Here is a 21,643-nt window from a genome sequence, read left to right as displayed (position 1 = left end):
GCCACCAGCGTGGGCGCCCGAAGGCCCGCCGTCCGGATTTGGCAACAAGCTGCCGGCTGTTGAGGCAGAATCGGTGACATGGGAGCACGCGATGCCCGGGACACCGTCACCGTCCTGCGCGGTGAGCAGGAGCTCTACCAGCGGGTCGGCCATCTGCTGGCGGCGGCGACCGACTTCGCATGCGCCGCCAACGACCTCGCGACCTGGGTGGCCGACCAGCGGATGGACGAGTTCACCGCGGCGATGGCGCGGCGCGCGGGCGATATGCGGGTGCGCAAGATCTACCGCGCCGGCCTGCTGCTCGACGTGATCTCGGCGCGCGAACTCGCCGAACACCGGGACCGGTTCGGGGCCCGGATCCGGATCACCACCGATGAACTGAACGAGACCATCGTCATCGACGGCCGGGTCGCCATCCTCGCCGGTGATCGCAGCAGCGGAGTGCGCAGCTACAGCGTCATCAGCCAGCCCGACACCGTGCACGCCGTGCTCGCCCTGTTCGAGACCGCCTGGCGCTCCGCGACCGAGCTCGCCGTCTACGACGCCCGGGTCGCCGAGATCCGCGCTCTCGCGCCCGCCGTGCTCGACCTGCTCAGCCAGGGAACCAAGGACGAGGCCGCCGCCCGCGCCCTCGGCCTCGGCGTGCGCACCTACCGGCGCCGGGTGGCCGAACTGATGTCCGCGCTCGGTGCGGAATCCCGCTTCCAGGCCGGGGTACGCGCCCGCGAACTCGGGCTGGTCTGAAGCGAGCGCCGATTCCCGTTCTGCGGGAATGGGCTGTCGGGCCGGTGGGAGCGCCTTCTACCTTCGGCAGCCGTGGACGCAAGTGATGCGAAGGTGCACCTTGTCCTGCTCGGCAGGGTGCCCGATGGAGCAGGCGGCTTCGAGCGCGCCAGGGTACGGATCGCGGGTGACCGGGTCGCCGAAATCGTGCCGGAGGCCGAGTTCGATCCGGAGAACGGCGACGGCGCACCGGAAACCGAGGCCCGGGTCATCGATGTGGGTTCCTCCTACATACTTCCCGGCGCGGTGGACGCGCATGTGCACTCCTATTCGCACGGCGGGGAGGGGCTGCGTGCCTCGACCTCGGCCGCGGCGGCCGGTGGGGTCACGACCATCGTGGAGATGCCCTTCGACGGCGCGGGCCCGGTGAACGATCTGGAGCGGCTGGCCGCGAAGCAGGAGCGCCTTGCCGGGGAAGCGGTGGTGGATGTGGCGCTGCTCGGCACCCTGGAACCCGGTGGTGGCTGGCGCCGGGCCGAGGAACTGGTGAACGCCGGTGTGGTCGGGTTCAAGGTTTCGCTGTTCGACACCGATCCCTTCCGGTTCCCGCGCATCGGGGACGCCGAACTGCTCGACGTGACCCGCGCGGTCGGCGAGGCCGGATCCACCCTGTGCGCGCACGCGGAGAACAACGAGATCATCAAGGCCCTGCTCGCGGAGAACCGGGATTCCACCGATCCGCTCACCCACGGGCGCACCCGGCCCCCGGTCTCGGAAACCCTCGGCGTGCTCACCGCGATGGAGATCGCGGCCCAGGAACAGGGCAGGCTGCACCTGTGCCACCTCTCGCTGGGCCGCTCGGCCGAACTGGTCGACTGGTACCGCGGCCAGGGCGTGGACATCAGTTTCGAGACCTGCCCGCACTATCTGCTGTTCACCGAGCAGGACATGAAAACCCAGGGCGGGCGGCTCAAGATCAACCCGCCGCTGCGCGATGCGGGCAACCGCGAGGCGATGTGGGACGCGGTCGCATCCGGTCTGGCGGGCGTGATCTCCTCGGATCACGCGCCATGGCCCGCGGAACTCAAAGACCATGAACGGATCCTGGACAATCACTCGGGAACCCCGGGCACCGAGACTCTGGTCGCGACCACGCTCGGGGGCTGTCTGCGCCGCTATGGTGAGGGCCCCGAATTCGCCAATGCCGTCGCCGCGCTGACCGCGAATCCGGCCGACCGCTACGGGATCGGGCACCGCAAGGGCCGCCTCACGCCCGGGCACGATGCCGACATCCTGGTGCTGCGCCCGGAGGAGGACTGGCAGGTGGACGAGTCCGCGCTGCACTCGAATGCCGGATGGAGCCCGTATCACGGGTTTTCCCCGGGCGCGCGGGTCACGCTCACCGTTTCTCGTGGCCAGGTGGTGTGGAATGTGGACGGTGGGCTGACCGGCGCCCCGGGCAGGGGCGAGCAGGTGTACCGGAGGTGATGACCGTCGTGCACGGAGCCGAACTGTCCTCGATGGAGCGTGGGCTGCAGGTGCTCGCCTTCGTCCAGGACCGTGGTCAGGTGGATGTCGCGGAGATCATGGCAGGGCTGGAATTGCCTTCCTCGACCACGTACCGCTATGTGCGGCTGCTCAAGAATGCCGGTTTCCTGGTCGAGGTGGGCGGCCAGCTTTCCCCGAGCGGGCGGCTCGCGGACCGTTCGGTGGACAGTTCCGAGCACCTGATCGACCTCGCCCGCCCGCTGTTGACCAGATTGCGGGGCGGTACCGGTTTCTCGGTCGCGCTCACCGTCCGGGTGCACAATGCGGCACTGTGCCTGGACACGCGGCGCAGCGGCAGCGGAAGCATCGCGTTCCGGCCCGGCGAGATCCTCACCCTCTACGCCGGAGCGAGCGCCACCCCGCTGCTCGCCTTCGCGCCGGGTGCGGTGCGCCGCAAGGTGCTCGGCGGGCGGCTCACCCGCTACACGGCGGTCACCCCGAGCGCCCAGACTTTGCGCACCGAGCTCGCCGCGATCCGCGCCGAGGGGTACCACTGCAGCCGCGGCTGGCTCACCCCGGGCATGACCGCCGTCGGGGTTCCGGTGATCGCGGGCGGGACCTGCGTGTGCGCGCTGTCCCTGATCGGCAAGGACCGCGAATTCCCGGAAACCGGTGAACCGGTCCGGATTCTGCGCGCCGCGGCGGAGGAACTCGCCGCACGGTTGCCCGCCGAGCAGAACGCCTGGCTGCCACCGGACGAGAAGCACGAAGGGGAGAGGGAATGACGGCTCTGCTGGCCCGATGCGGCCTGCCTTGCGCTCCTCGCTCGCTGGCGCTCGCTGCGATGCTCAGGAAGGGCCGCCTCTCATGAACCAGGAATCAGTGCGCGCCGCGCGTGGCACGGTTCCGCGCTGCCGCAGTTGGCGCGCGGAAGCCCTGCTGCGCATGTTGGAGAACGTGCTCGAGGTCGGTGAGCGCCCGGAGGACCTTGTGGTGTATGCCTCGCTGGGGAAGGCGGCGCGGGATTGGCCCGCTTATCACGCGATCGTCGCGGCGCTGATCGAACTGGCCGAGGACGAGACCCTGGTGCTGCAGTCGGGCCGCCCGGTCGGGGTGCTGCACACGCATTCCGCGGCGCCGATGGTGGTCTCCGCGGTGAACAACACCGTCGGCGCCTGGTCGGACAAGGAGCGCTTCTACGCGCGGATGGCCGCGGGGGACACGATCTGGGGCGGGCTCACCGCGGCTGCGTGGCAGTACATCGGGCGCCAGGGGGTGCTCGGTGGCACCTATGAACTGCTGCGTGCCGCGCTCGGTGTGGCGGGGGCGAGCGGACGCTGGCTGCTCACCGCGGGGCTCGGTGGAATGGGTTCCGCGCAGCCGATCAGTGCCCGGATGCTCGGCCTCGGTTCGCTCACCGTGGAAGCCGATCCCGCCAAGATCGAGAAGCTGCGCGCGGCGGGCGGGCTGGATGTGGTGGCGGGTGATCTTGACGAGGCGCTCGCGGCGGTGACCGAGGCGAAAGCCGTTGCCCTGCAAGGGAACGCCGCCACGGTCTTTACCGAGCTCGCCGAGCGCGGGGCCGCGCCCGATCTGGTGACCGATCAGACCGCGGCGCACGATGCGCGGTACGGCTACCTTCCGGAAGGGATGGAACTCGGGGAGTGGCGCGCGCTCGCCGATGCCGAACCCGAACGGGTCGAGCAGTGCGCGCGGGAGAGCATGGCCCGTCAGCTCACCGCAATGCTGGCATTCGCCGAACGCGGCTGCATCGTCTTCGAGAACGGCAACAATCTCCGGGTGCAGGCCGCGGAATTGTTGGGGGACGAGGCGTTCACGATTCCCGGTTTCATGGAGGCCTATCTGCGGCCGTTGTTCTGCCGCGGTATCGGGCCGTTTCGCTGGGTGGCCCTTTCCGGGGACGAGAACGATCTCGCGGTGATCGACGAGCTCGCCACGATCCTGTTTCCGGAGCGGCCCGAGGTGGCCGAATGGATCCGGCTCGCGCGTGTTCACGTGCCCGGCCAGGGGCTCCCGGCCCGGTCCTGCTGGCTCGGGCACGGGGAACGCTCCCGGATCGCGGTCGCGGTGAACGAGGCGGTGCGCGATGGCCGCATCGGCGCCCCGGTGCTGTTCAGCCGCGATCACCTGGATTCGGCGGGGATGACGCATCCGCGTATCGGAACCGAGGGGATGTGGGACGGTTCGGACGGGGTGACCGACTGGCCGCTGCTGGATTCCATGCTGCTCTCCGCGGGTGGGGCGGATCTGGTCGCGGTGCATTCCGGGGGCGGCGGGTATTCGGGCTGGATGCAGTCGGCCGGGGTCTCGGTGGTCGCGGACGGTTCGGTTGCCGCGGAAGGGCGGCTGCGGCTCGCCCTCGACCTGGACACCGGGCTCGGGGTGCTGCGGCATGCGATCGCCGGGTACCCGGAAGCGGTCGAGCAAGCGGGCAAAAACCAAGGGACACAACTGATCGAACTCGAAGGAGAACGGTGATGCGGGAACTGACCGCCGATGATGCGCGGCACGGGGTACTCGGTGGCGGGGTGTTCGCCTGCGGCGGCGGTGGCTGGCGCCATCACGGCGAGCTGATGGGCTCGGTGGCCACCTCGGTCGGGCGCCCGGTGCTGGCCGAGATCGGGGAACTGCCCGAGGACTCCTATGTGGCCACGGTGACCGCGATCGGCGCACCGGCCGCGGAGGACTGGGAGATCCAGCCGGTCGACTACGTGCACGCGCTGCAGAAGCTGATGCGCGAGTGCGATCGCCCGATCTCGGCGGTGATGACCGGGCAGAACGGGTACTCCACCACGCACAACGGCTGGATCCAGTCCGCGATGCTCGGGGTCAAGGTGCTCGACGCGGCGGGCGATATCCGCGCGCATCCGACCGGGAAACTCGGTTCGCTCGGGCTCACCTCGCGGCCGGGTTATGTGTCCACCCAGGTGGTCTCCGGTGGAAACCGGGACAAGCACGGCCATTTCAGTGCGGTGACCACGGGAAGCGTGCAGACCTGTGACGATGTGCTGCGCGATATCTCGGTGCGCACCGGGGGATTCATCGCGGCTGCGCGGAATCCGGTCGAGCTGTCCTGGGTGCGCGAACATGCGGCACTCGGCGCGATCTCGGCCGCGATCGAGCTCGGGGCGGCGATGGAGAAGGCGGCCGCGCGGTCGGCCGAGGCGGTGATCGAGACGGTGCGCGATCGCCTCGGTGCGCGGGAGCTGGCCCGTGGTCCGCTGCGCGATGCGGTCGCCCTGGACACGCACGGCGGCTGGGATCACGGCACCTTCGGTATCGGCGAACACCTGGTGCCCTATCTGAACGAATACATGGCGGTGACCTCGGGCGGGGAACGCATCGCCAGTTACCCCGACACGATCGTGATCCTGCGCGCCGAGGACGGCTTGCCGCTCGCGGTCAAGGATGCCAAGGAGGGCATGGAGGTGGTGCTGCTCGTCGCGGACGCGCGTTCGCTGCCGCTGTCCTCCTCGGCGGTGGACCCGGTCGCGCTCGGCGAATGCGAGCAGCTGCTCGACATGGAATTCCTGCGCTACCTCCCGGAGCGGTCATGACTGTGCTGCCCCGATCGGCCCGTTGCCCGCGCTGTGACATTGTCTCGACTTCTCCCTCGCTCCGCTCCTCGTTCGCTTGCGCTCGCTACGATGCCCGGAAAGGCCCGCTCTCATGACTCTGGCACCGGAGACCGGGCGGCTCGACGCGGAGCTGGCCGAACTCGCCCGGTTCCACGATTCCGCGTTTCCCGGCTGGAGCAGGGAAGTGTTCTCCGAGCCCTACCGGGACTCGCGGGACTGGGTGCGCGCCCGGATGGCCGAGGCGGGACTGGATCCGGTCGTGGACGCGGCGGGCAACATCCTCGGCCGCCTGCCGGGCGCCGACCCGAACGCGCCCGCGCTGCTGACCGGATCACACACCGACACCGTGCGCCAGGGCGGGCGGTTCGACGGGATCGTCGGGGTGCTCGGCGGGATCGAGGTCGCGCGGCGGCTCACCGAGACCGGCACCCGGCTGCACCGTGATCTGTACATTGTGGACTTCCTCGGTGAGGAAGCGAACGAGTTCGGGATCTCCTGTATGGGCTCGCGTTCGATCAGCGGAACACTGAGCGCGGAGCACCTGGACCGGATGGACGGCACCGGGCAGCGGCTCGGTGCGGCGATGCGCGGCTTCGGACTCGATCCGTCGGCGGCGATCGGGCAGCCGTGGCGGCGGCAGGTGCACGGCTATGTCGAGCTGCACATCGAACAGGGCGCCTTGCTCGAGCGTGCGGGTACCGAGATCGGTGTGGTCACCGCGATCGCGGGCATCGAGCGGCTGCTCGTGCATTTCGCGGGCAGCGCGGGACATGCCGGGACCACGCCGATGGGCGAGCGGCAGGATGCGCTCGTCTCCGCCGCGGCCGCGGTGCTCGCCGTGGACCGGGTCGGCTGCGCCGCACCGGTGCACGGGGTCACCACGTCCGGGAGCATCGTGTCCGCTCCCGGTTCGATGAACGTGATCAGCGATGAAGCCAAGCTGTGGGCGGAGATCCGCAGCGTGGAGCGGGACTGGTTGCAGGGGGCGCGCCGGGAGATCGTGGACGAGATCACCGCGGAGACCGCGGCGCGCGGGGTGCAGATCGACGTGGAATGGCTCAACGACCAGGATCCCGTGCCGACCGCCGAACCGGTGCGGGACGTGATCGCCTCGGCCGCGGCGGAACTCGGCTACTCCTGGCGCGCGGTGCCTTCGGGCGCCGGGCACGATGCCGCGCACCTGGCCCGCCTCGGTCCCATGGGCATGATCTTTGTGCCTTCGGTGGCCGGGAAGAGCCACTGTCCAGAAGAATTCACCGCGAGTGCGGACATCGCCAAGGGCGTGCACACCCTCACTCGCACCCTTGTCGCGCTCGACGCGCAGGACCGGCCGAGGGACTGATCATGACCGCAGCCACGGATTCGCGCATCGCACGCCGCTCGGTGGTCGCCGCATCGTTCGGCAACGCCATGGAGTGGTACGACTTCTCCGTCTATGCCTTCTTCGCCAGCTATATCGCGGGGAACTTCTTCACTTCCGGCGATCCGACCTCGGCGCTGCTTTCCACCTTCGTGGTGTTCGGCGCCGGATTCGTGGCCCGTCCGATCGGCGCGATCCTCGTCGGTATCTACGGTGACCGGGTCGGGCGTAAATCGGCGCTGATGCTCTCCATCGGCTCGATGGGGATCGGCACGCTGCTGCTCGTGGTCGCCCCACCGGTCACGCTGATCGGGGTCGGCGCGCCGATCCTGCTGCTTGCCGGGCGGCTGCTGCAGGGCTTCTCCGCCGGTGGGGAGATCGGCGGGGCCGCCGCCTTCATGCTCGAGCACGCACCGGCGGACAAACGCGGGCGCTATGCCTCCTGGCTGCAGGCCTCGATGGGCTTGTCGAATCTGCTCTCCGCGGTCATCGGTTTCGCGATCACCAGTTTCTTCCCCGATTCCGCTGTCCGTGACTGGGCATGGCGGATCCCGTTCCTCGTCGGGCTGCTGATCATCCCCGTCGGCCTGTACGTGCGGCGCAAACTCCCGGAGACCGCGCAGTTCACCGCCCAGCGCCCGGAGCAGCGGCGCAATCCGCTGTTCACGCTGCTGCGCGAGCACCCGATGCGGATCCTTTCCGGGTTCCTGTTCTCCGTGCAGTGGACGGTGTGCGTCTACGCCTTCGTGATCTATCTCCCGACCTATTACAAGGAGCCCGCGATCGGGCTCGGATTCACCGGGCAGGAGTCCTTTCTCGCCTCGCTGATGGGCAATATCGTGCTCGTCGCGGGCTGTGTCGCCGCGGGCAGGCTCGCGGACCGGATCGGCGCGAAACCACTCATCGTGGCCAGTTCGCTGGCCCTGCTCGTCTTGCCGGTGCTGCTGTTGCTATGGCTGCGCGCTCAGCCGAACCTGACCGTGCTGCTGATCGTGCACACCGTGCTGTGTGCCTCGGTCGCCGGATTCGTCGGGGTGGCCCCGTCCACGCTGCCGCGCGCGTTCCCGGTCGCGGTCCGGTCCACCGGCCTCGCACTGAGCTACAACATCGCCGCGATCGCGTTCGCCGGAACCACTCCCGCGCTGATGACCTGGGCGACGGTGCGGCTGACCACGCTCGCTCCCGCGCTGTGGGTGATGCTCGGCTCGGTGGCCAGCCTCGTGGTGATTCCCTTGCTGGTCAAACAGATCCGGCAGGTGAGTGAACAGGAATCGGCGCCACGCAACGATCTGAGTGAGGTGTGATGAACCGGCGGCTTCTCGTGGTGCTGTTGACCGCTGTGCTCGGGCTGACCGCCGTGGCCGCGGTGCCCGGGGACAGCAGCGAACGCGGACCGGAGACCGGGGTGACCCTGGACGGGAACTCGCTGGACTGGGGCACCCTCGTGCGGCTGTTGCACGCCGGACCGGTCTCGGTGCGGCTCGCCCCGCGGGCGCGCACCGAGATGAGCCGGACCCGCGAGGGCGGGCTGCGCACGGTCGCGGCCGGGCAGCGGGTGTACGGCTGGAATCAGGCGCTCGGCCCGCTCAAGGACCGCCCGCTCACCGAGTCCGAGCAGCGCGAGTTCCAGAAGCACGTGCTGCGCTCGCATGCCGCGGGCAGCGGCCCCATGCTGTCCGGCAAGGTCGCCCGGCTCGCGCTGATCCTGCGCGCCAACGCGATGGCCCGCGCGCACATGGGGGTGCGGCCGGAACTCGTGGACCGGATGCTCGCCATGGTGAACGCGGACGTGATCCCGCGGATGCCCGAGGTCGGCTCGCTCGGCACCGGCGACCTGCAACCGATGGCCGCCGCGGGGCTCTCCATGATGGGGGAGAGCAATCCGGTCGATTACCGTGGTACTCAACGGGATCCGGACTCGGCACTGCGCGCCGCCGGGCTCTCCGCGCACTTCACCCCGCAGGCGGGCGAGGCGCTGGCGCTGATCAGCGGGGGAAGCGTGCTGCTCGCCCGGTACGTGGACGCGCTCGACCGCGCCGAACGGGTGGCCGATTCCTTCGACGGCGCCTTCGCTCTCTTCCTCGAGGCCACCCGCGCCGAGCAGGGTGCCTTCGATCCGCGCACCCACGAGGAACGCGGATTCGGCGCGGAGACCGAGACCGCGCGGGTGACCAGGGCGCTGACGTGTTCCAGCGAGTGGATGACCGAGCGCGGCCGCCAGCGCAGCGGGGAAGCCGAACCGCGAGTGCAGGACGCCACCTCGGTGCGCGCCGAACCGCAGATCATCGGCGGGTTGCGGGACCGGATCACCGAGGGCCGCTCGCTCGCGGGGCGCGAGGCGAACTCCTCCAGTTCGAACCCGCTGCTGTTCAAGGGCGCGAAGGGCTACGACTTCGTGATGGGCGGTAACTGGGACTACTCCCAGCTCGGCCACGAGATCGACGCGTTGAACGAACAGATCGCCGATCTGGCTGTGCTTTCCGAAACCCTGTCCGGGCGGCTGCTCGATCCGAAGTGGAGCTACGGCCTGCCCGCCAACCTGGCTGGTGGCAAGGTCGGGCTCAATTCCGGCATGGTGCAGGCCGAATCCATGACCGCCGCGCTCATCCCCGAGATCCAGGTGCGCGCGAACCCGGCAGGGACCCTGTCCCGTCCGGTCAAGGGCGGGCAGGAGGACCACAACACCATGGCCATGGCCTCCGTGCGCGATCTGCTGGCCAACCTGGACCGCACCGAGACCGTACTCGGTGTGCAGCTCATGATGGGCGCCCAGGGAATCGACCTCATGCGGCCGAAAATGGGCAAGCTGCGGCTGGGTTCCGGTTCCGGACGGGTATGGCGGACCGTGCGGACCCGCATCGCCCCGCTCACCGAGGATCGCTATCTCAGCCCGGATGTGCGCGCCGCGAGCGCCCTGATCCACGACGACTCGATAGCCGGTACGGTCCGCTCGGCGAGCGCGCGCGGGTCGAACTCTTGTGCCGCCTGACCGTTCTCGGCGTCCGGGGAGGAGTGCATGCGGGCGGTGCCCCGCTTTCCGCGGCAGTGTGCACGGCGTTCATCGAGTCACCTTCTCGTACGGTCGGCCTGCCGGGGCGGCTAACTGAGTGGGCGAGCGGCACGTGTCTATCACTTCCTCGATTCGGGAAGCGTGGGTTCGGATTGCGCGGTTACCTTCGAGGTAAGTAAGCGGAGGACCCGTTCCACTTGGAGGCCCGGTGAAGATACTCATGTTCGGACGCGGCACGATCAACTCACTCTACGGCTGGGCATTCGAGAAATCGGGGCACACGGTGGACTTCTATGTTCGCCCCGGCCGGGCCGCGCAATACGGATCGACGGTTGCGCTGGACATTCGGGACGGCAGGGTGGACCCGAAAGGTGCCCCTGTGCGGGAAGAGTGGCCGGTGAGTCTGCGGGAGGAGCTGACCGCGGACCATGACTACGACTTGATCGTCGTGAGCGTGAACCACGACCAGTTGAGCGAGGCCGTCGCTTTCCTGAGTGCTCGTGTCGGCAAGGCCACCGTTCTGGTTTTCAACAATATCTTGAATGACCCGGCCGTCGAGCTTGCACCGATCCCGCACGAACAAGTGGTCTGGGGCTTTCCCGGAGGTGGTGGAGGATTCTCCGGAAATAAGCTCAGCGGCGGGTTCGTCAAGGCGGTTTTTCTGGGAAAGTATGGGGATTCGAACCGCACGGGCCGGTATCGGACGGTCCGGGATCTTTTCCGCAAGACGGGGTTCTCCGTCGTCGAGTCGAGCAACTTCCGGAACTGGCTCTGGTTCCATTTCCTCGTGGATGCCGGACTCGCCGCGCGAGGGCTCAAGACAGACGGTATGGCGCACGTATTGACCTCGCGCAGCGAGCTCGAACAGGCCATTCTGCTGATGCGCGAAGCCCTTCCGCTGCTCAAGGCGAAGGGCGGCCGGGGCGGGCTCGGCGGCCTCATCGTATCGGCCGCACCAGCCGGATTGCTCAGCCTCGCGGTGCAGAAGTACATCGGCAGGGGAAACGATCTACCACTGTTCCTCATCGAACAGGTGGAGGCGACCGCCCACGGCAGCAGGGAGGCAACGAGTCTCTATCCGAGGGACGTACTCGCCGAAGCTCGCCGGCTCGGGGTAGCGCTTCCCCGACTCGAAGCCCTGGAACCGTTCTTTCGCCAGGAGTGATGCCGGTCCTGATGGCCGGGTACACCGTGGACCGGCTTGCGGGACCCGACCGCGTGACTAGCCGCGTACCGCGTCGAATTCGGCGACCGCGGACATCGCCGTCGGATCCTCGGCGTGGCTGCTGAGCACCTTCATGGCGAGGTGGCGGACGGTGGCCGGGGCGAACCGCACGGCGGTTTCGGCCTCGGTGTCCGGGAATTCCCCCTTGGCCAGGCTGTGCCAGTTCTTCCCGTCCGCGGAACCGAGTATCTCGTAGCCGCGCACCGGAACGTCCACCGAGGCGCCGATATACGGTGGCAGGTAACGGATTCCGGAAACCCGTTCGTTCTTGCCGAGGTCGACCCGCAGCATGGGGGAGCTCTCCGGACGGGCGTTCCACGCGGTGTACGGGTCGTTGTCGATGGCCGGACCGCCGTCATTGGTGCCGTCGGTGGCCTGCCAGCCCCGCTGGCTGAGCATTCCCGGATCGGCACCGTAGTCCCGGTTCGCCGGATCCGCGTCGCCGACCCGGTCGTAGCGGTCGAAGAAGGCGCGCACATCCCCGGCGGGTTCGCCCCAGGCGCGTGCGGCGAGCACGGCGATCGGGCGCCTGGCGTAGAAGTCGAACCAGGGAACCGGGCTGTTGTGCGCCCGGTCCGACCAGCGCGAGACGCGGTAGCCGAGGATGTTCTGCTGCGCCGAGAAGTCGTAGGAGCCGTACACCTCGCGTGGATCGAAGTAGCCGTAGCTGCCGGGTCGTTTTCCGAATCCCGCGCTCACGTAGAGTTCGGTCTCCTCGGTGCCGACGGTCGGGTAGCCTTTCTGTGCCCGGTGCGGGGCCGCGTTCTTCCATTCGTCGACCACGACATTCTTGTCCGGCTTGACCGCGGTGTCGTGTTCGAGGTCCCACCACTGCCAGACCTCGGTCTGTTTTCCGTGTGCGCGGATCACCGGATTGAGTTTGTTGATGAAGTCCGCGAACACATCGGCGGTGGAGGAGAAGCCGCGTTTTTTCGCGTAGTCCACCAGTTCCGGGCATTTCTGTTGCTCGGCCTCGTTCGGCAGTTCGTCGCCGCCGATGTGGAACCGGGGACCGTCGAACAGCGGGACGATCTCGTCGAGCAGCCGGGTGAGGAAATCCAAGGTCTTCTTCTTGGTGACGTCGAGCATCCAGTGCCCGGTTCCCGCGCCCTCCCAGCCGCTGTCGGCCGGGTAGGAAAGGGAGCGACAGCCGAACGCCAGATCGGGACGGTAGTCCCCGATATGTGAGGCGTGCCCGGGAAGATCGATCTCCGGGATGATCGTCACATGGTAGCGGCGTGCGTAATCCTGGAGATCGCGCAGATCCCGTTTGCTGTAGGCCTGTTTCGAACTGAGCCCGGGAAACCGTTCGCTCTGGATGCGGAAGGCGTTCCAGTCCGAAAGGTGCAGGTGGAAGGTGTTCATCTTCCACCAGGACATCTGCCTGATCTGCTGTTTGAGATAGGAGACCGGATAGAATTTACGGATGTCGAGCATTTGCGCGCGTTCACCGATCTTCGGGACATCCCGCGCGGTTCCCTTCGGCAGGCTGGCCCGGTCCCCGGCGGTGCGCAGCGCCTGCAACAGGGTGCGCGTGCCGTAGAACACTCCGGCGGAGCGGTTGCCGGTGATCGCCGCGGTGTTCCCGATCGCGAGCCGGTATCCCTCCGCGCCGAGGGGTTTCTCGTTCGGTGCCAGGGAGAGTGCGATATCACCGGCGTGCGCTTTGTCCGTGGTCACCGGGATTCCGCGCAGGCCCTGCTCGGCGAGTTCCCCGCTGAGTTGTTCGCCGAGGCCGCGCAGGCTGGGGTCGGTGACCGCGATCCGGGAACCGGCGCCGAGGTGCAGGTTCCCGGTCGTGCCCTGCCAGTCGCTGATCGCGGGCACCGTGACCGGCGCCGGATTCGGGTTCTGGGCGGCGATCGCGACACCGGGTACCACCGTTGCGAAGGCGACGGACGCGGTGATCAGCCGGACGCTCTTGCGTGGATTCCGATGCATGGCGGGCTCCTCACGGCACGATAGGCACCGACGTTAACTGCCCGAATATGCGTAGTCAACGCTCCCTTCATGCAATTTCGATCAGCAACCGGTGCGCAGCGGAGTTCGATCCCCAGGGGAGTTGCGCTGCTCGGCTGATCACGATCGGCGGTGCTGATCAACCTGGACGTGGCCGGGTTCACTCGGCGCGGTGAACCCGGCCTGTGATCGCGCGATCGCAGTGAGGTAAAAACGTTCACCTGTAGGTGGTTGGTACATGGTTTCGTTCGTGACCATGTACCTACGTGATAGTTTTCGTTCCCGTGACCGCCCGTGCATTGGAGCCGGACGAACTCGATCTCGTCGCCGCACTCCAGGTGAACCCGCGCGCCTCGCTGAGCCTGCTCGCCGAGGCGCTCGACGTGTCGGTGAACACCGTGCGCAGGCGGCTGAGCAGGCTCTACGAGCAACGGCTCGTGCGTGTGATCGGGCAGCTCGACTGGTCTCAGTCCGGGGATGGGAACCCGTGGCATGTCTGGATCGCGGCCGAACGCGGTAAGGCGGAGCAGGTGGCCGCCGCGCTGGCCGCACTCGACGAGGTGCAGATGGTCGCGACCACGGCGGGCCGTTCCGATGTCTACGCCACGGTGCAGCCCGCGCACCGGGACACCGTGCACACCCTGCTCACCGAGGGAATCCAGGAACTGCCCGGGATCCGCTCGGCGCGCTCGGAGCTGGTGCTGCGTGCCTTCACCAAGTCGAGTTCCTGGCGGCTGCTCAGGCTGGGCGAGCGGCAGCTCGCCGTGCTGCGTGCCGAGGAACCACCGGAACCCGAGACCGGGGAGATCGGCGCCGATGAACTCACCGCGGTGCGCCTGCTGCACGAAGACGGCAGGATCAGTGCCGCCCAGGTCGCCCGCGAACTCGGGGTCGCGCCCTCGACCGCGTACCGGATGACGCACTCCCTGCTGGACCGCGGGATCGTGCGCCCGAGCGTGGAGGTGGAGCCGCGGCTGCTCGGATACCGGCTCGAAGCCCTCATCGCGCTCGATGTGGCACCGGGCGCGATCGACACGGTCGCCGAGACGCTCGCCGGGCACCCGTCCGCGCGCTATGTCACCACGGTCGCGGGGACCTCCTCGGTGATCCACGGCGGGATGTTCGCCGATGAGGAGGCACTCACCGAATTCCTCACCACCGATCTGGCCGCATTGCCGGGGATCGGCTCCTTCGAGGTTTCCATCCAGCTCAATGTCCACAAGAGACATTGGCTGCGCCGGATGGATGGCTGTATCGAACCGCCACAAGGCAGGAAAGGCACAACGCATGAATGATCGTCAGCCGGCCGCGCTCGCCGAGGTGGTGCGCGGCGAACTCGTCGAGTCGGTGCATTTCGGCTCGGTCATCGCCGTGAATCCGGCGGGTTCGGTGCTCTTCGAGACGGGGGACACGCGTTCGCCGATGTATCCGCGTTCCTCGATGAAACCCTTGCAGAGCACGGCGATGCTGCGCGCGGGGCTCGCGCTGGACGATGAACTGCTGGCGCTCGCCTGCGCCTCGCACGGTGGCGAGTCGTTCCATCTCGACGGGGTGCGGCGCATCCTGGACGGCGCCGGGCTCGCCGAGGCTGATCTGCAGAACACACCGGGATTTCCACTCGACGAGCGGGCGCGAGCGGAATACGGGAACGTGGCCAGTTCGCTGGCGCAGAACTGCTCGGGCAAGCACGCGGCCATGCTCGCGACCTGTGTGGCCAACGACTGGCCGACCGTGACCTACCGGTCGCCCGAACACCCGCTGCAGAAGGCGATCGCGGCCACCATCACCGAGCTGGCGGGCGAACCGGTCACCGAGACCACTGTGGACGGTTGCGGGGCTCCGCTGTTCGCGATCAGCCTGCGTGGGCTCGCCACCGGATTCGGCGCGCTGCGCAAGGCCGAATCCGATGCCACGAAACGGATTTCGGCGGCCGTTTCCGGTTATCCGGAATGGGTCGCGATGACCAGCCACGTGAACACCGGGCTGCTGCGCGCGATCCCGGGAAGCATCGGCAAGGGCGGCGCCGAAGGAGTGCTCGCCTTCGCGATCCCGGACGGTCCCGCGATCGCGATCAAGATCGGTGACGGCAATCCGCGTGCGCTGCCCGTGGTGCTGGTCGAGGTACTGCGCAAGCTCGGCATCAGCGGGGAACGGCTGGACGAGCTCGGCACGGTTCCGGTGTTCGGTCACGGGAAACCGGTCGGTTCGGTGCGCCCGGGCGTTGGACTGTCCGGCTCATGACCGCACAGACAACGGAGAAACAGGGGCCGCTGCTGCGGTTCCTCGGCGGAGTGGAGCGGGTCGGGAACAAGCTCCCGCACCCGTTCTGGCTGTTCGTGATCCTGTCCGTGGTGCTGGTGCTGGTTTCCTGGCTGCTCGCCGCGTTCGACGTCAGCGTGGTCTCCCCGGCCGATGGCAAACCGCTGCACGTGCGCAGCCTCGTCTCCAACGACGGCGTGCACATGATGGTCAGCGATCTGGTGAAGAACTACGTGAACTTCCCGCCGCTCGGGCTGATCACGGTGGTCATGCTCGGGGTGGCGGTCGCGGACAAGTCCGGGCTGCTCCCGGCGATGATGCGGGCCGCGCTGTCCAAGGTCCCGGCCAAGTTCGTCACCTTCGCGGTAGCGCTGACCTGTATGTTCGCCCAGATCGCCGGGGACGCCGCGTTCGTGGTGATGATCCCGCTCGCGATGATCGCCTTCCGCGCGGTCGGGCGGAACCCGATCATCGGCGCGATCATCGCTTATGTCGCGGTCGGCGGGACGAGCAGTGTCGGCATGCTGCCCAGCGGAAGCGATGCGGTCATGGCCGGGATCAGCACCGCGGCCGCGCGCGCGATCGACCCGAACTATCAGGTCGGCACGCTGTCGAACTACTTCTTCTCGCTCGCCTCCGCGATCCTGCTCGCCGTGGTGATCACCGTGGTCACCGAACTGGTCGTGGCCAAGCGGGTCGATGCGATGGACGCGCAGTCCCCGGAGCAGATCGAGCTCGAGGAACTGCCGGACATGTCGGTCTCGGCCCTGGAGCGCAAGGGAATCCGGCGCGCCATGCTCGCCGCCGTGATCTACCTCGGCCTGCTCGTGCTCGCCATGGTGCCCAGCGGTTCGCCGCTGCGCGGGGACGGCGGGGCGATCATCGACTCGCCGCTGTTCGACGGCATCGTGGTGTTCCTGATGCTGTTCTTCATGATCATCGGTGTCACCTACGGGATCACCGTCGGCACGATCAGCAAGCCCAAGGACTTCCCGGACTACATGGGGCAGGGGCTTCGCGATCTGATTCCCGCGCTCATCCTGTTCTTCGCGATCTCACAGTTCCTCGGTTACTTCAAATGGTCCAATCTCGGCCAGGTCATTTCCATTGCCATGGCTCAGTTCCTGCGTGATCTCGGGGCGACGCCCGTGCTCGTGTTCCTCGGCACCATGCTGCTGATCTGCGTGATGGACCTGTTCATCACCAGTGGTTCGGCGATGTGGTCACTGGTCGCGCCGATCCTGGTGCCGATGCTCATGCTGCTGCACATTCACCCGGAAACCACCCAGGCGCTGTTCCGGATGGCCGATGCCCCGCTGAACAGCATCACCCCGATGAGCCCGTACTTCGGGGTGGCACTCGGATTCATCCGGCGTACCCGGCCATCGGCGGGGATCGGGACCCTCATGTCCCTCGTACTACCGCTCGCCGTGGTCAATCTGGTCGTGTGGTTACTGATGTTCCTCGGCTGGTACGCGCTCGGTATTCCGCTTGGCCCAGGCGCACCAGTGGATTAGGGCGAACGGCTCAACCTCGTAACATCGAAAACCTCCGATGCGATGAGCGCTGTGTTCAACGGCCTTGGCATCGGAGGTTTTTCGTGTCCGGTAGATCGCGGATCGTAGGCGCACTCGGCGCGCTCGGCATCATCACGCTCACGCTCGCGGGCTGTGACACTACGGAAAGCACGCCACTGCCGAGCACGTCCTCCAGTGCACCGTCGAGTGTCCCGGAACTCACGTCTACCGCGCCCACCCCGGAGCCGACCACTCCGGCACCGGTGACTCCCGTGCCGACCACGGTGCAGCGCACCCCGGCCGCGGCCACCCCGCCGAAACCCCGGACACATCCCCGGCCCGCCGATCACGCCCCGTTGCTGACCCCGGTCGCTCCAGGTGGCGCCACCGCACGATGCGCGGACGGAACCTACAGCCATTCCGCGCATCGGCGCGGCACCTGCTCGCATCATGGTGGCGTGGCGGAGTGGTTGTAGATCACTCAACCCGCGAAGGCAGCCGCTTGCGTACCAGGAGATAGACGAGCAGGGCCACCGCGGCGATGCCGAGCGCGATTCCCAGATCGCGCACCGATTGCTGGCCGAGCGCGATGAGCACTCCGGCGATCGCGATCAGCGGCGGAAGCGGCCAGACCGGCATCCGGAAGGCGCGCTCGCGGTCCCGGTCGCGCACCCGGCAGACGAGCGCGGAAACGGCGACGGTCAGGTAGATGGTGCCGATGATGACGCTGGTAAAGGTGATCAGCGCGGTGAGAGAACTGAATATGCACAGCAATCCGTTGCCCACGAACAGGAAGGCGAAGGCGTAGCTGGGCACTGTGGACTTGGCGGAGACGTGCGCGAAGAACCGGCCGATGGCGCCGGGCAGCATCCCGTCTCGCGCGGCGGCGTAGTAGATCCGCGCGTAGCCGAGGTTCGCGGCGAGCCCGGTGTCGAACATGGCGATGACCACGCCGATGAGCAGCACGGTGGCCCCGGCCGGGCCCATGACCTGTGCGGCGATCAGGGCGAGTGGGGAATCGCTTGCCATGCTCGCGCCGAGGTCCTTGATCGCGAAGGTCGCGCTGATCACCGCGAGCACTTCGACCACGATCGCGATGAGCGCGGCCAGCAGCACGGCACGCGGCAGGCTGCGCCGGGTTCCGCGGGATTCCTCGGCGAAGTACAGCGGCCAGTCGTAACCGTTGAACGCGAACAGTGCCGGGACCACGGCGGCGAGCACCCCGAAGATCCCGATCCCGTGCAGGGTTCCGCCGTCGGCCCGCATCGGTGCGGTGAACGGATCGCCGGTGAACCGCGGGTGCGCGAAGGCGAGCACGATGAACACCAGGATGACGCCGAGTTCGAGCACGAGCATCGCCGCGGCGACCCAGCTGGCCGGGGAGATCCGGCCCAGGGACAGCGCGGTCACCAGGACCATCATGGCCAGGGCGACCCAGCTGACCGGGAGCCCGCCGGGGATCAGCGCGGAGAGATAGCTCGCCGCGGAGGTCAGGATCGAGGCGGTGGATGTGAGGCCGAGCAACAGGAACAGCACCGCCACCATCCCGCCGGAAACCGGGCCGAGCGCGCGGGTCACGATGGTGTAAGCCCCGCCCGCGGACGGGAAGACCGAGCCGACCTCCGCGTAGCACAGCGACATGCACAGCGCGATCACCGCGCCGATCAGGAAGGCGAGCACCACACCGGTTCCCGCGGCCTGCAATCCGGTGCCGTACACCAGGAACACCGAGGTGGTCGGGGAGATGGCGGAGACCGCGATGGCGAGCACGTTCCACGGCCGCAGCGCTGATGCGGCGAGCTTGCTTGTCATGCCAGGGAAATCTAGTCGCCCCGGCAGGTCCGGGTCAGCCCTGTTCCGCCGTGGACTCCGCGGGCTGACTCCGGTGCACCGCTTCGAGCAGCAGCTGCGAGACATCCCGGACATCCACCCCGGCTCCCTTGTCCTCGCTCTGCCGCTGGGTGAGCCCGTCGGAGATCATCACCTTGCAGAACGGGCAACCGGTGACCACGGTGCTCGCCTCGGTGGCCAGCGCCTCGTCCACCCGTTCCACGTTGATGCGCTTGCCGATCTTCTCCTCCATCCACATCCGCGCCCCGCCCGCGCCGCAGCACAGCGATCGATCGGCGTGCCGGGGCATCTCGGTCAGCCGCGCACCCGTGGCACCGGCCAGCTCCCGCGGCGGTGTGTAGACCTTGTTGTGCCTGCCCAGATAGCAGGGGTCGTGGTAGGTGACCGAGGCTGCGTCGGCGGGCGCGACCGGGGTGAGCTTGCCGTCCCGGACAAGGGCGTTGAGCAACTGGGTGTGGTGGGTGACCGTGTAGTTCCCGCCGAGCTGCGGGTACTCGCGGCCGAGCGTGTTCAGGCAGTGCGGGCAGGTGGTGACGATCCTGCGCTGCACCGGTTCGCGGCCCTCGAACAGCGCGTTCAGGTTCTCCGCGGTCTCCTGGGCCTGCATCTGGAACAGGAACTCGTTGCCGGAACGGCGCGCCGGGTCCCCGGTGCAGGTCTCGTTCTTGCCCAGCACCGCGAAGTTCACCCCCGCGATGTGCAGCAGTTCCGCGGTGGCGCGCACTGTCTTGCGTGCGTTGTCGTCGAAGGCGCCCGCGCAGCCGATCCAGAACAGGTATTCCACGTCCTCGGGGATCTCGCCGTCGAGCACGGGTACCTCGAAGCCGAGATCCTTGGCCCAGTCCATCCGCTCGGAATTGTTCTGTCCCCAGGGATTGCCCTTGTTCTCCAGGTTCTTGAACAGGGTGCCGAGCTCGGTGGGGAATTCGGACTCGATCAGCACCTGGTGGCGGCGCATGTCCATGATGTGGTCCACGTGCTCGATGTCCACCGGGCACTGCTCGACACAGGCCCCGCAACTGGTGCAGGCCCAGAGCACATCCGGATCGATCACGCCGCCGTCTTCCTTCTTCCCCACGAGCGCGGTGAACTCGTGGTCCTCCTTGCCGTTGAGCAGATACGGCGCCTCCGAGGTGAGCTGATCGCGCAGATCCATGATCAACAGCTTGGGGGACAAGGGTTTCCCGGTGTTCCACGCGGGGCACTGGCTCTGGCAGCGCCCGCATTCGGTGCACGTCTCGAAATCGAGCATGCCCTTCCAGGTGAAGTCGGCGATCGTGCCGCGGCCGAAGGTGTCGTCCTCTCCGGGGTCCTCGAAGTCGATCGGTTTGCCGTCGGACTCCATGGGCAGCAGCGGACCGAGCGCGTCCGGCAGGCGCTTGGTCGTGACGTTCAGCGGGGCGAGGAAGATGTGCAGGTGCTTGGAATGCAGCACCAGGATCAGGAAGCCGAACGCGACGGCGAGGTGCGCGAGCAGGGCCACGGTCTCCAGCACTTCGAGCCCGGCCGTACCGATCCCGGAAAGCGCATGCCCCATACCGATCGAGACCCAGGCTCCGGACTTGTACGGGAAGGTACCCAGGGCTGCCGAGGATCCGCGGAACAGGAACATCGTCAGGATCACCAGGAAGATCAGCAGCAGCACCAGCCAGGCCCCGCCGAGATGCGAGCCGAAGAACCGGGATTTGCGTTCGATGCGTGCCGGGTTCTGACGGATGCGGATGACCGCGAACACGATCAGTGAGCAGAAGGTGAGGGTGGCGATGGCGTCCTGCAGGAAACCGAGCGGTGGCCAGCTGCCGATGCCCCACCAGATCGCGAAACCGGACTGGAACAGCGAACCGTACGCTTCCAGATACACGGTCAGCAGGATGACGAAGGCCCAGAAGGTGAAGAAGTGCGCCAGCCCCGGTATCGACCATTTGAGCAGTTTTCGCTGGCCGAACACCTCGGTCACCTGGGCCCACACCCGCGCGCCGATGTCCGCGGTGCGCCCGGTGGTGGGTTGCCCGGACTGGACAAGCCGGACCAGCCAGCGGATCCGCACCCCGGCGAAACCGAGTCCGACAATGGTGATGAGCCAACCGATGATCAATCGAACAACCACAAGCCCCTCCACGTTGAGAGCCGAGTGCCGATCACGCTACCGCCTGGTAGCGTGATCGTGAAGTACGACACGGTACGCACCGGCCGCGCGGGATCACCGTGCGTTCGCGTAGTAGTGGCTGGCCAGCGCCGCGCAGCGCATTTTGCGCACCTGCCAGTGTTTGCGGAACAGACGCGGCGCGCGCATCCGGGCCGGGTGCAGGCCGAGCCGGGAATAGTGCCGGATTCCGAAATGCCGCCGGGGTCTGCTCGCTTCGAACCGGTCGGTGACCCAGCCGAGCCAGGCCCGCCGCAGCATGGTGTCCCCGCCCGATCCGGCGCGCAGCGCACTCGCGCAGAACCGGTGCAGTACTTCGAGGCCGGGCAGGGTCATCGGCTCACCCGATTTCGTGAGCTCCTCGACGACACCGTGGCCTGGATGCCGTGGGTCGCCCTCGAGCCGCACCCGCAGTCCGCAGTAGGCACACTGATAACCCAAGCGAGACACCATCGTCCGCCCTCCGCCAGTCCGGGACACTTAGTGTGACACGGCTAACAGGCCGGGTG

Annotated in this window: 17 protein-coding genes; 13 read left to right on the top strand and 4 right to left on the bottom strand. The window is 67.8% G+C overall.

Annotated features, from left to right (window positions below; translation table 11 throughout):
- Positions 1-78 precede the first annotated feature (78 nt).
- From A37U_RS0115050 to A37U_RS0115010, 9 genes are all read left to right on the top strand, one after another.
- Positions 79-744: a response regulator transcription factor gene (locus A37U_RS0115050; protein ID WP_020497472.1), complete on the top strand. Its 666-nt coding sequence runs from the start codon at positions 79-81 to the stop codon at positions 742-744.
- Positions 745-816: 72 nt separating this feature from the next.
- On the top strand, positions 817-2,211 hold the full coding sequence (locus A37U_RS0115045) for a dihydroorotase (protein ID WP_020497471.1): 1,395 nt from the start codon (positions 817-819) through the stop codon (positions 2,209-2,211).
- On the top strand, positions 2,211-2,996 hold the full coding sequence (locus A37U_RS48360; RefSeq protein ID WP_020497470.1) for an IclR family transcriptional regulator: 786 nt from the start codon (positions 2,211-2,213) through the stop codon (positions 2,994-2,996). The genes A37U_RS0115045 and A37U_RS48360 overlap by 1 nt, the downstream gene beginning before the upstream one ends.
- 82 nt (positions 2,997-3,078) lie before the next feature.
- Complete coding sequence (locus tag A37U_RS0115035; protein WP_020497469.1) at positions 3,079-4,710, top strand: urocanate hydratase; 1,632 nt, start codon at positions 3,079-3,081, stop codon at positions 4,708-4,710.
- Positions 4,710-5,789, top strand: coding sequence for an S-methyl thiohydantoin desulfurase domain-containing protein (locus A37U_RS0115030; protein ID WP_020497468.1), 1,080 nt, complete (start codon positions 4,710-4,712; stop codon positions 5,787-5,789). Before A37U_RS0115035 ends, A37U_RS0115030 begins: the two co-directional genes overlap by 1 nt.
- 112 nt (positions 5,790-5,901) lie before the next feature.
- Positions 5,902-7,152: a M20 family metallo-hydrolase gene (locus A37U_RS0115025; protein ID WP_020497467.1), complete on the top strand. Its 1,251-nt coding sequence runs from the start codon at positions 5,902-5,904 to the stop codon at positions 7,150-7,152.
- A gap of 2 nt (positions 7,153-7,154) precedes the next feature.
- Positions 7,155-8,474 (top strand): MFS transporter, encoded by a 1,320-nt coding sequence (locus A37U_RS0115020; protein WP_020497466.1) that lies wholly within the window; start codon positions 7,155-7,157, stop codon positions 8,472-8,474.
- On the top strand, positions 8,474-10,159 hold the full coding sequence (locus tag A37U_RS0115015) for an HAL/PAL/TAL family ammonia-lyase (protein ID WP_020497465.1): 1,686 nt from the start codon (positions 8,474-8,476) through the stop codon (positions 10,157-10,159). The genes A37U_RS0115020 and A37U_RS0115015 overlap by 1 nt, the downstream gene beginning before the upstream one ends.
- Before the next feature lie 229 nt (positions 10,160-10,388).
- On the top strand, positions 10,389-11,345 hold the full coding sequence (locus tag A37U_RS0115010) for a ketopantoate reductase family protein (protein WP_020497464.1): 957 nt from the start codon (positions 10,389-10,391) through the stop codon (positions 11,343-11,345).
- A 57-nt stretch (positions 11,346-11,402) separates the two neighbouring features.
- Here the strand turns inward: A37U_RS0115010 and A37U_RS0115005 are convergent, their stop codons facing one another.
- Positions 11,403-13,346, bottom strand: a complete 1,944-nt coding sequence (locus A37U_RS0115005; RefSeq protein WP_020497463.1) for a family 20 glycosylhydrolase — start codon at positions 13,344-13,346, stop codon at positions 11,403-11,405.
- 302 nt (positions 13,347-13,648) lie between these two features.
- Here A37U_RS0115005 and A37U_RS0115000 point away from each other — a divergent pair, with 302 nt between their 5' ends.
- The 4 genes from A37U_RS0115000 to A37U_RS49690 all read left to right on the top strand — a co-directional run bounded on the left by A37U_RS0115000 (position 13,649) and on the right by A37U_RS49690 (position 17,616).
- Positions 13,649-14,659: an Lrp/AsnC family transcriptional regulator gene (locus A37U_RS0115000; protein WP_020497462.1), complete on the top strand. Its 1,011-nt coding sequence runs from the start codon at positions 13,649-13,651 to the stop codon at positions 14,657-14,659.
- Positions 14,652-15,605 (top strand): asparaginase, encoded by a 954-nt coding sequence (locus A37U_RS0114995; RefSeq protein WP_020497461.1) that lies wholly within the window; start codon positions 14,652-14,654, stop codon positions 15,603-15,605. Before A37U_RS0115000 ends, A37U_RS0114995 begins: the two co-directional genes overlap by 8 nt.
- Positions 15,602-17,140 (top strand): AbgT family transporter, encoded by a 1,539-nt coding sequence (locus A37U_RS0114990; protein WP_020497460.1) that lies wholly within the window; start codon positions 15,602-15,604, stop codon positions 17,138-17,140. Before A37U_RS0114995 ends, A37U_RS0114990 begins: the two co-directional genes overlap by 4 nt.
- Before the next feature lie 83 nt (positions 17,141-17,223).
- The gene (locus A37U_RS49690; RefSeq protein ID WP_086010799.1) at positions 17,224-17,616 is read left to right on the top strand and encodes a DUF3761 domain-containing protein; all 393 of its coding nucleotides are present in this window, start codon (positions 17,224-17,226) and stop codon (positions 17,614-17,616) included.
- A gap of 1 nt (position 17,617) precedes the next feature.
- On the opposite strand, the gene A37U_RS0114980 is transcribed toward A37U_RS49690, so the two are convergent.
- The 3 genes from A37U_RS0114980 to A37U_RS43830 all read right to left on the bottom strand — a co-directional run bounded on the left by A37U_RS0114980 (position 17,618) and on the right by A37U_RS43830 (position 21,575).
- Positions 17,618-18,952, bottom strand: coding sequence for an APC family permease (locus A37U_RS0114980; RefSeq protein WP_020497458.1), 1,335 nt, complete (start codon positions 18,950-18,952; stop codon positions 17,618-17,620).
- 34 nt (positions 18,953-18,986) lie between these two features.
- A complete protein-coding gene (locus tag A37U_RS0114975) occupies positions 18,987-21,098 on the bottom strand; it encodes a (Fe-S)-binding protein (protein ID WP_026197243.1) in 2,112 nt (703 codons plus the stop codon).
- A gap of 93 nt (positions 21,099-21,191) precedes the next feature.
- Positions 21,192-21,575, bottom strand: coding sequence for a hypothetical protein (locus tag A37U_RS43830; RefSeq protein WP_020497456.1), 384 nt, complete (start codon positions 21,573-21,575; stop codon positions 21,192-21,194).
- Positions 21,576-21,643 lie beyond the last annotated feature (68 nt).

Origin of the sequence: Sciscionella marina DSM 45152 (assembly GCF_000379465.1) — a bacterium.
Classification (GTDB): domain Bacteria; phylum Actinomycetota; class Actinomycetes; order Mycobacteriales; family Pseudonocardiaceae; genus Sciscionella; species Sciscionella marina.
This window is presented reverse-complemented; position numbering and strand designations above follow the sequence as displayed.

Excerpts from the sequence above, each read along its gene's own strand:
- A37U_RS0115050 (WP_020497472.1), top strand. The coding sequence starts at position 79 with ATGGGAGCACGCGATGCCCGGGACACCGTCACCGTCCTGCGCGGTGAG.
- A37U_RS48360 (WP_020497470.1), top strand. The coding sequence starts at position 2,211 with ATGACCGTCGTGCACGGAGCCGAACTGTCCTCGATGGAGCGTGGGCTG.
- A37U_RS0115035 (WP_020497469.1), top strand. The coding sequence starts at position 3,079 with ATGAACCAGGAATCAGTGCGCGCCGCGCGTGGCACGGTTCCGCGCTGC.
- A37U_RS0115030 (WP_020497468.1), top strand. The coding sequence starts at position 4,710 with ATGCGGGAACTGACCGCCGATGATGCGCGGCACGGGGTACTCGGTGGC.
- A37U_RS0115025 (WP_020497467.1), top strand. The coding sequence starts at position 5,902 with ATGACTCTGGCACCGGAGACCGGGCGGCTCGACGCGGAGCTGGCCGAA.
- A37U_RS0115020 (WP_020497466.1), top strand. The coding sequence starts at position 7,155 with ATGACCGCAGCCACGGATTCGCGCATCGCACGCCGCTCGGTGGTCGCC.
- A37U_RS0115015 (WP_020497465.1), top strand. The coding sequence starts at position 8,474 with ATGAACCGGCGGCTTCTCGTGGTGCTGTTGACCGCTGTGCTCGGGCTG.
- A37U_RS0115005 (WP_020497463.1), bottom strand. The coding sequence starts at position 13,346 with ATGCATCGGAATCCACGCAAGAGCGTCCGGCTGATCACCGCGTCCGTC.
- A37U_RS0114995 (WP_020497461.1), top strand. The coding sequence starts at position 14,652 with ATGAATGATCGTCAGCCGGCCGCGCTCGCCGAGGTGGTGCGCGGCGAA.
- A37U_RS0114990 (WP_020497460.1), top strand. The coding sequence starts at position 15,602 with ATGACCGCACAGACAACGGAGAAACAGGGGCCGCTGCTGCGGTTCCTC.
- A37U_RS0114980 (WP_020497458.1), bottom strand. The coding sequence starts at position 18,952 with ATGACAAGCAAGCTCGCCGCATCAGCGCTGCGGCCGTGGAACGTGCTC.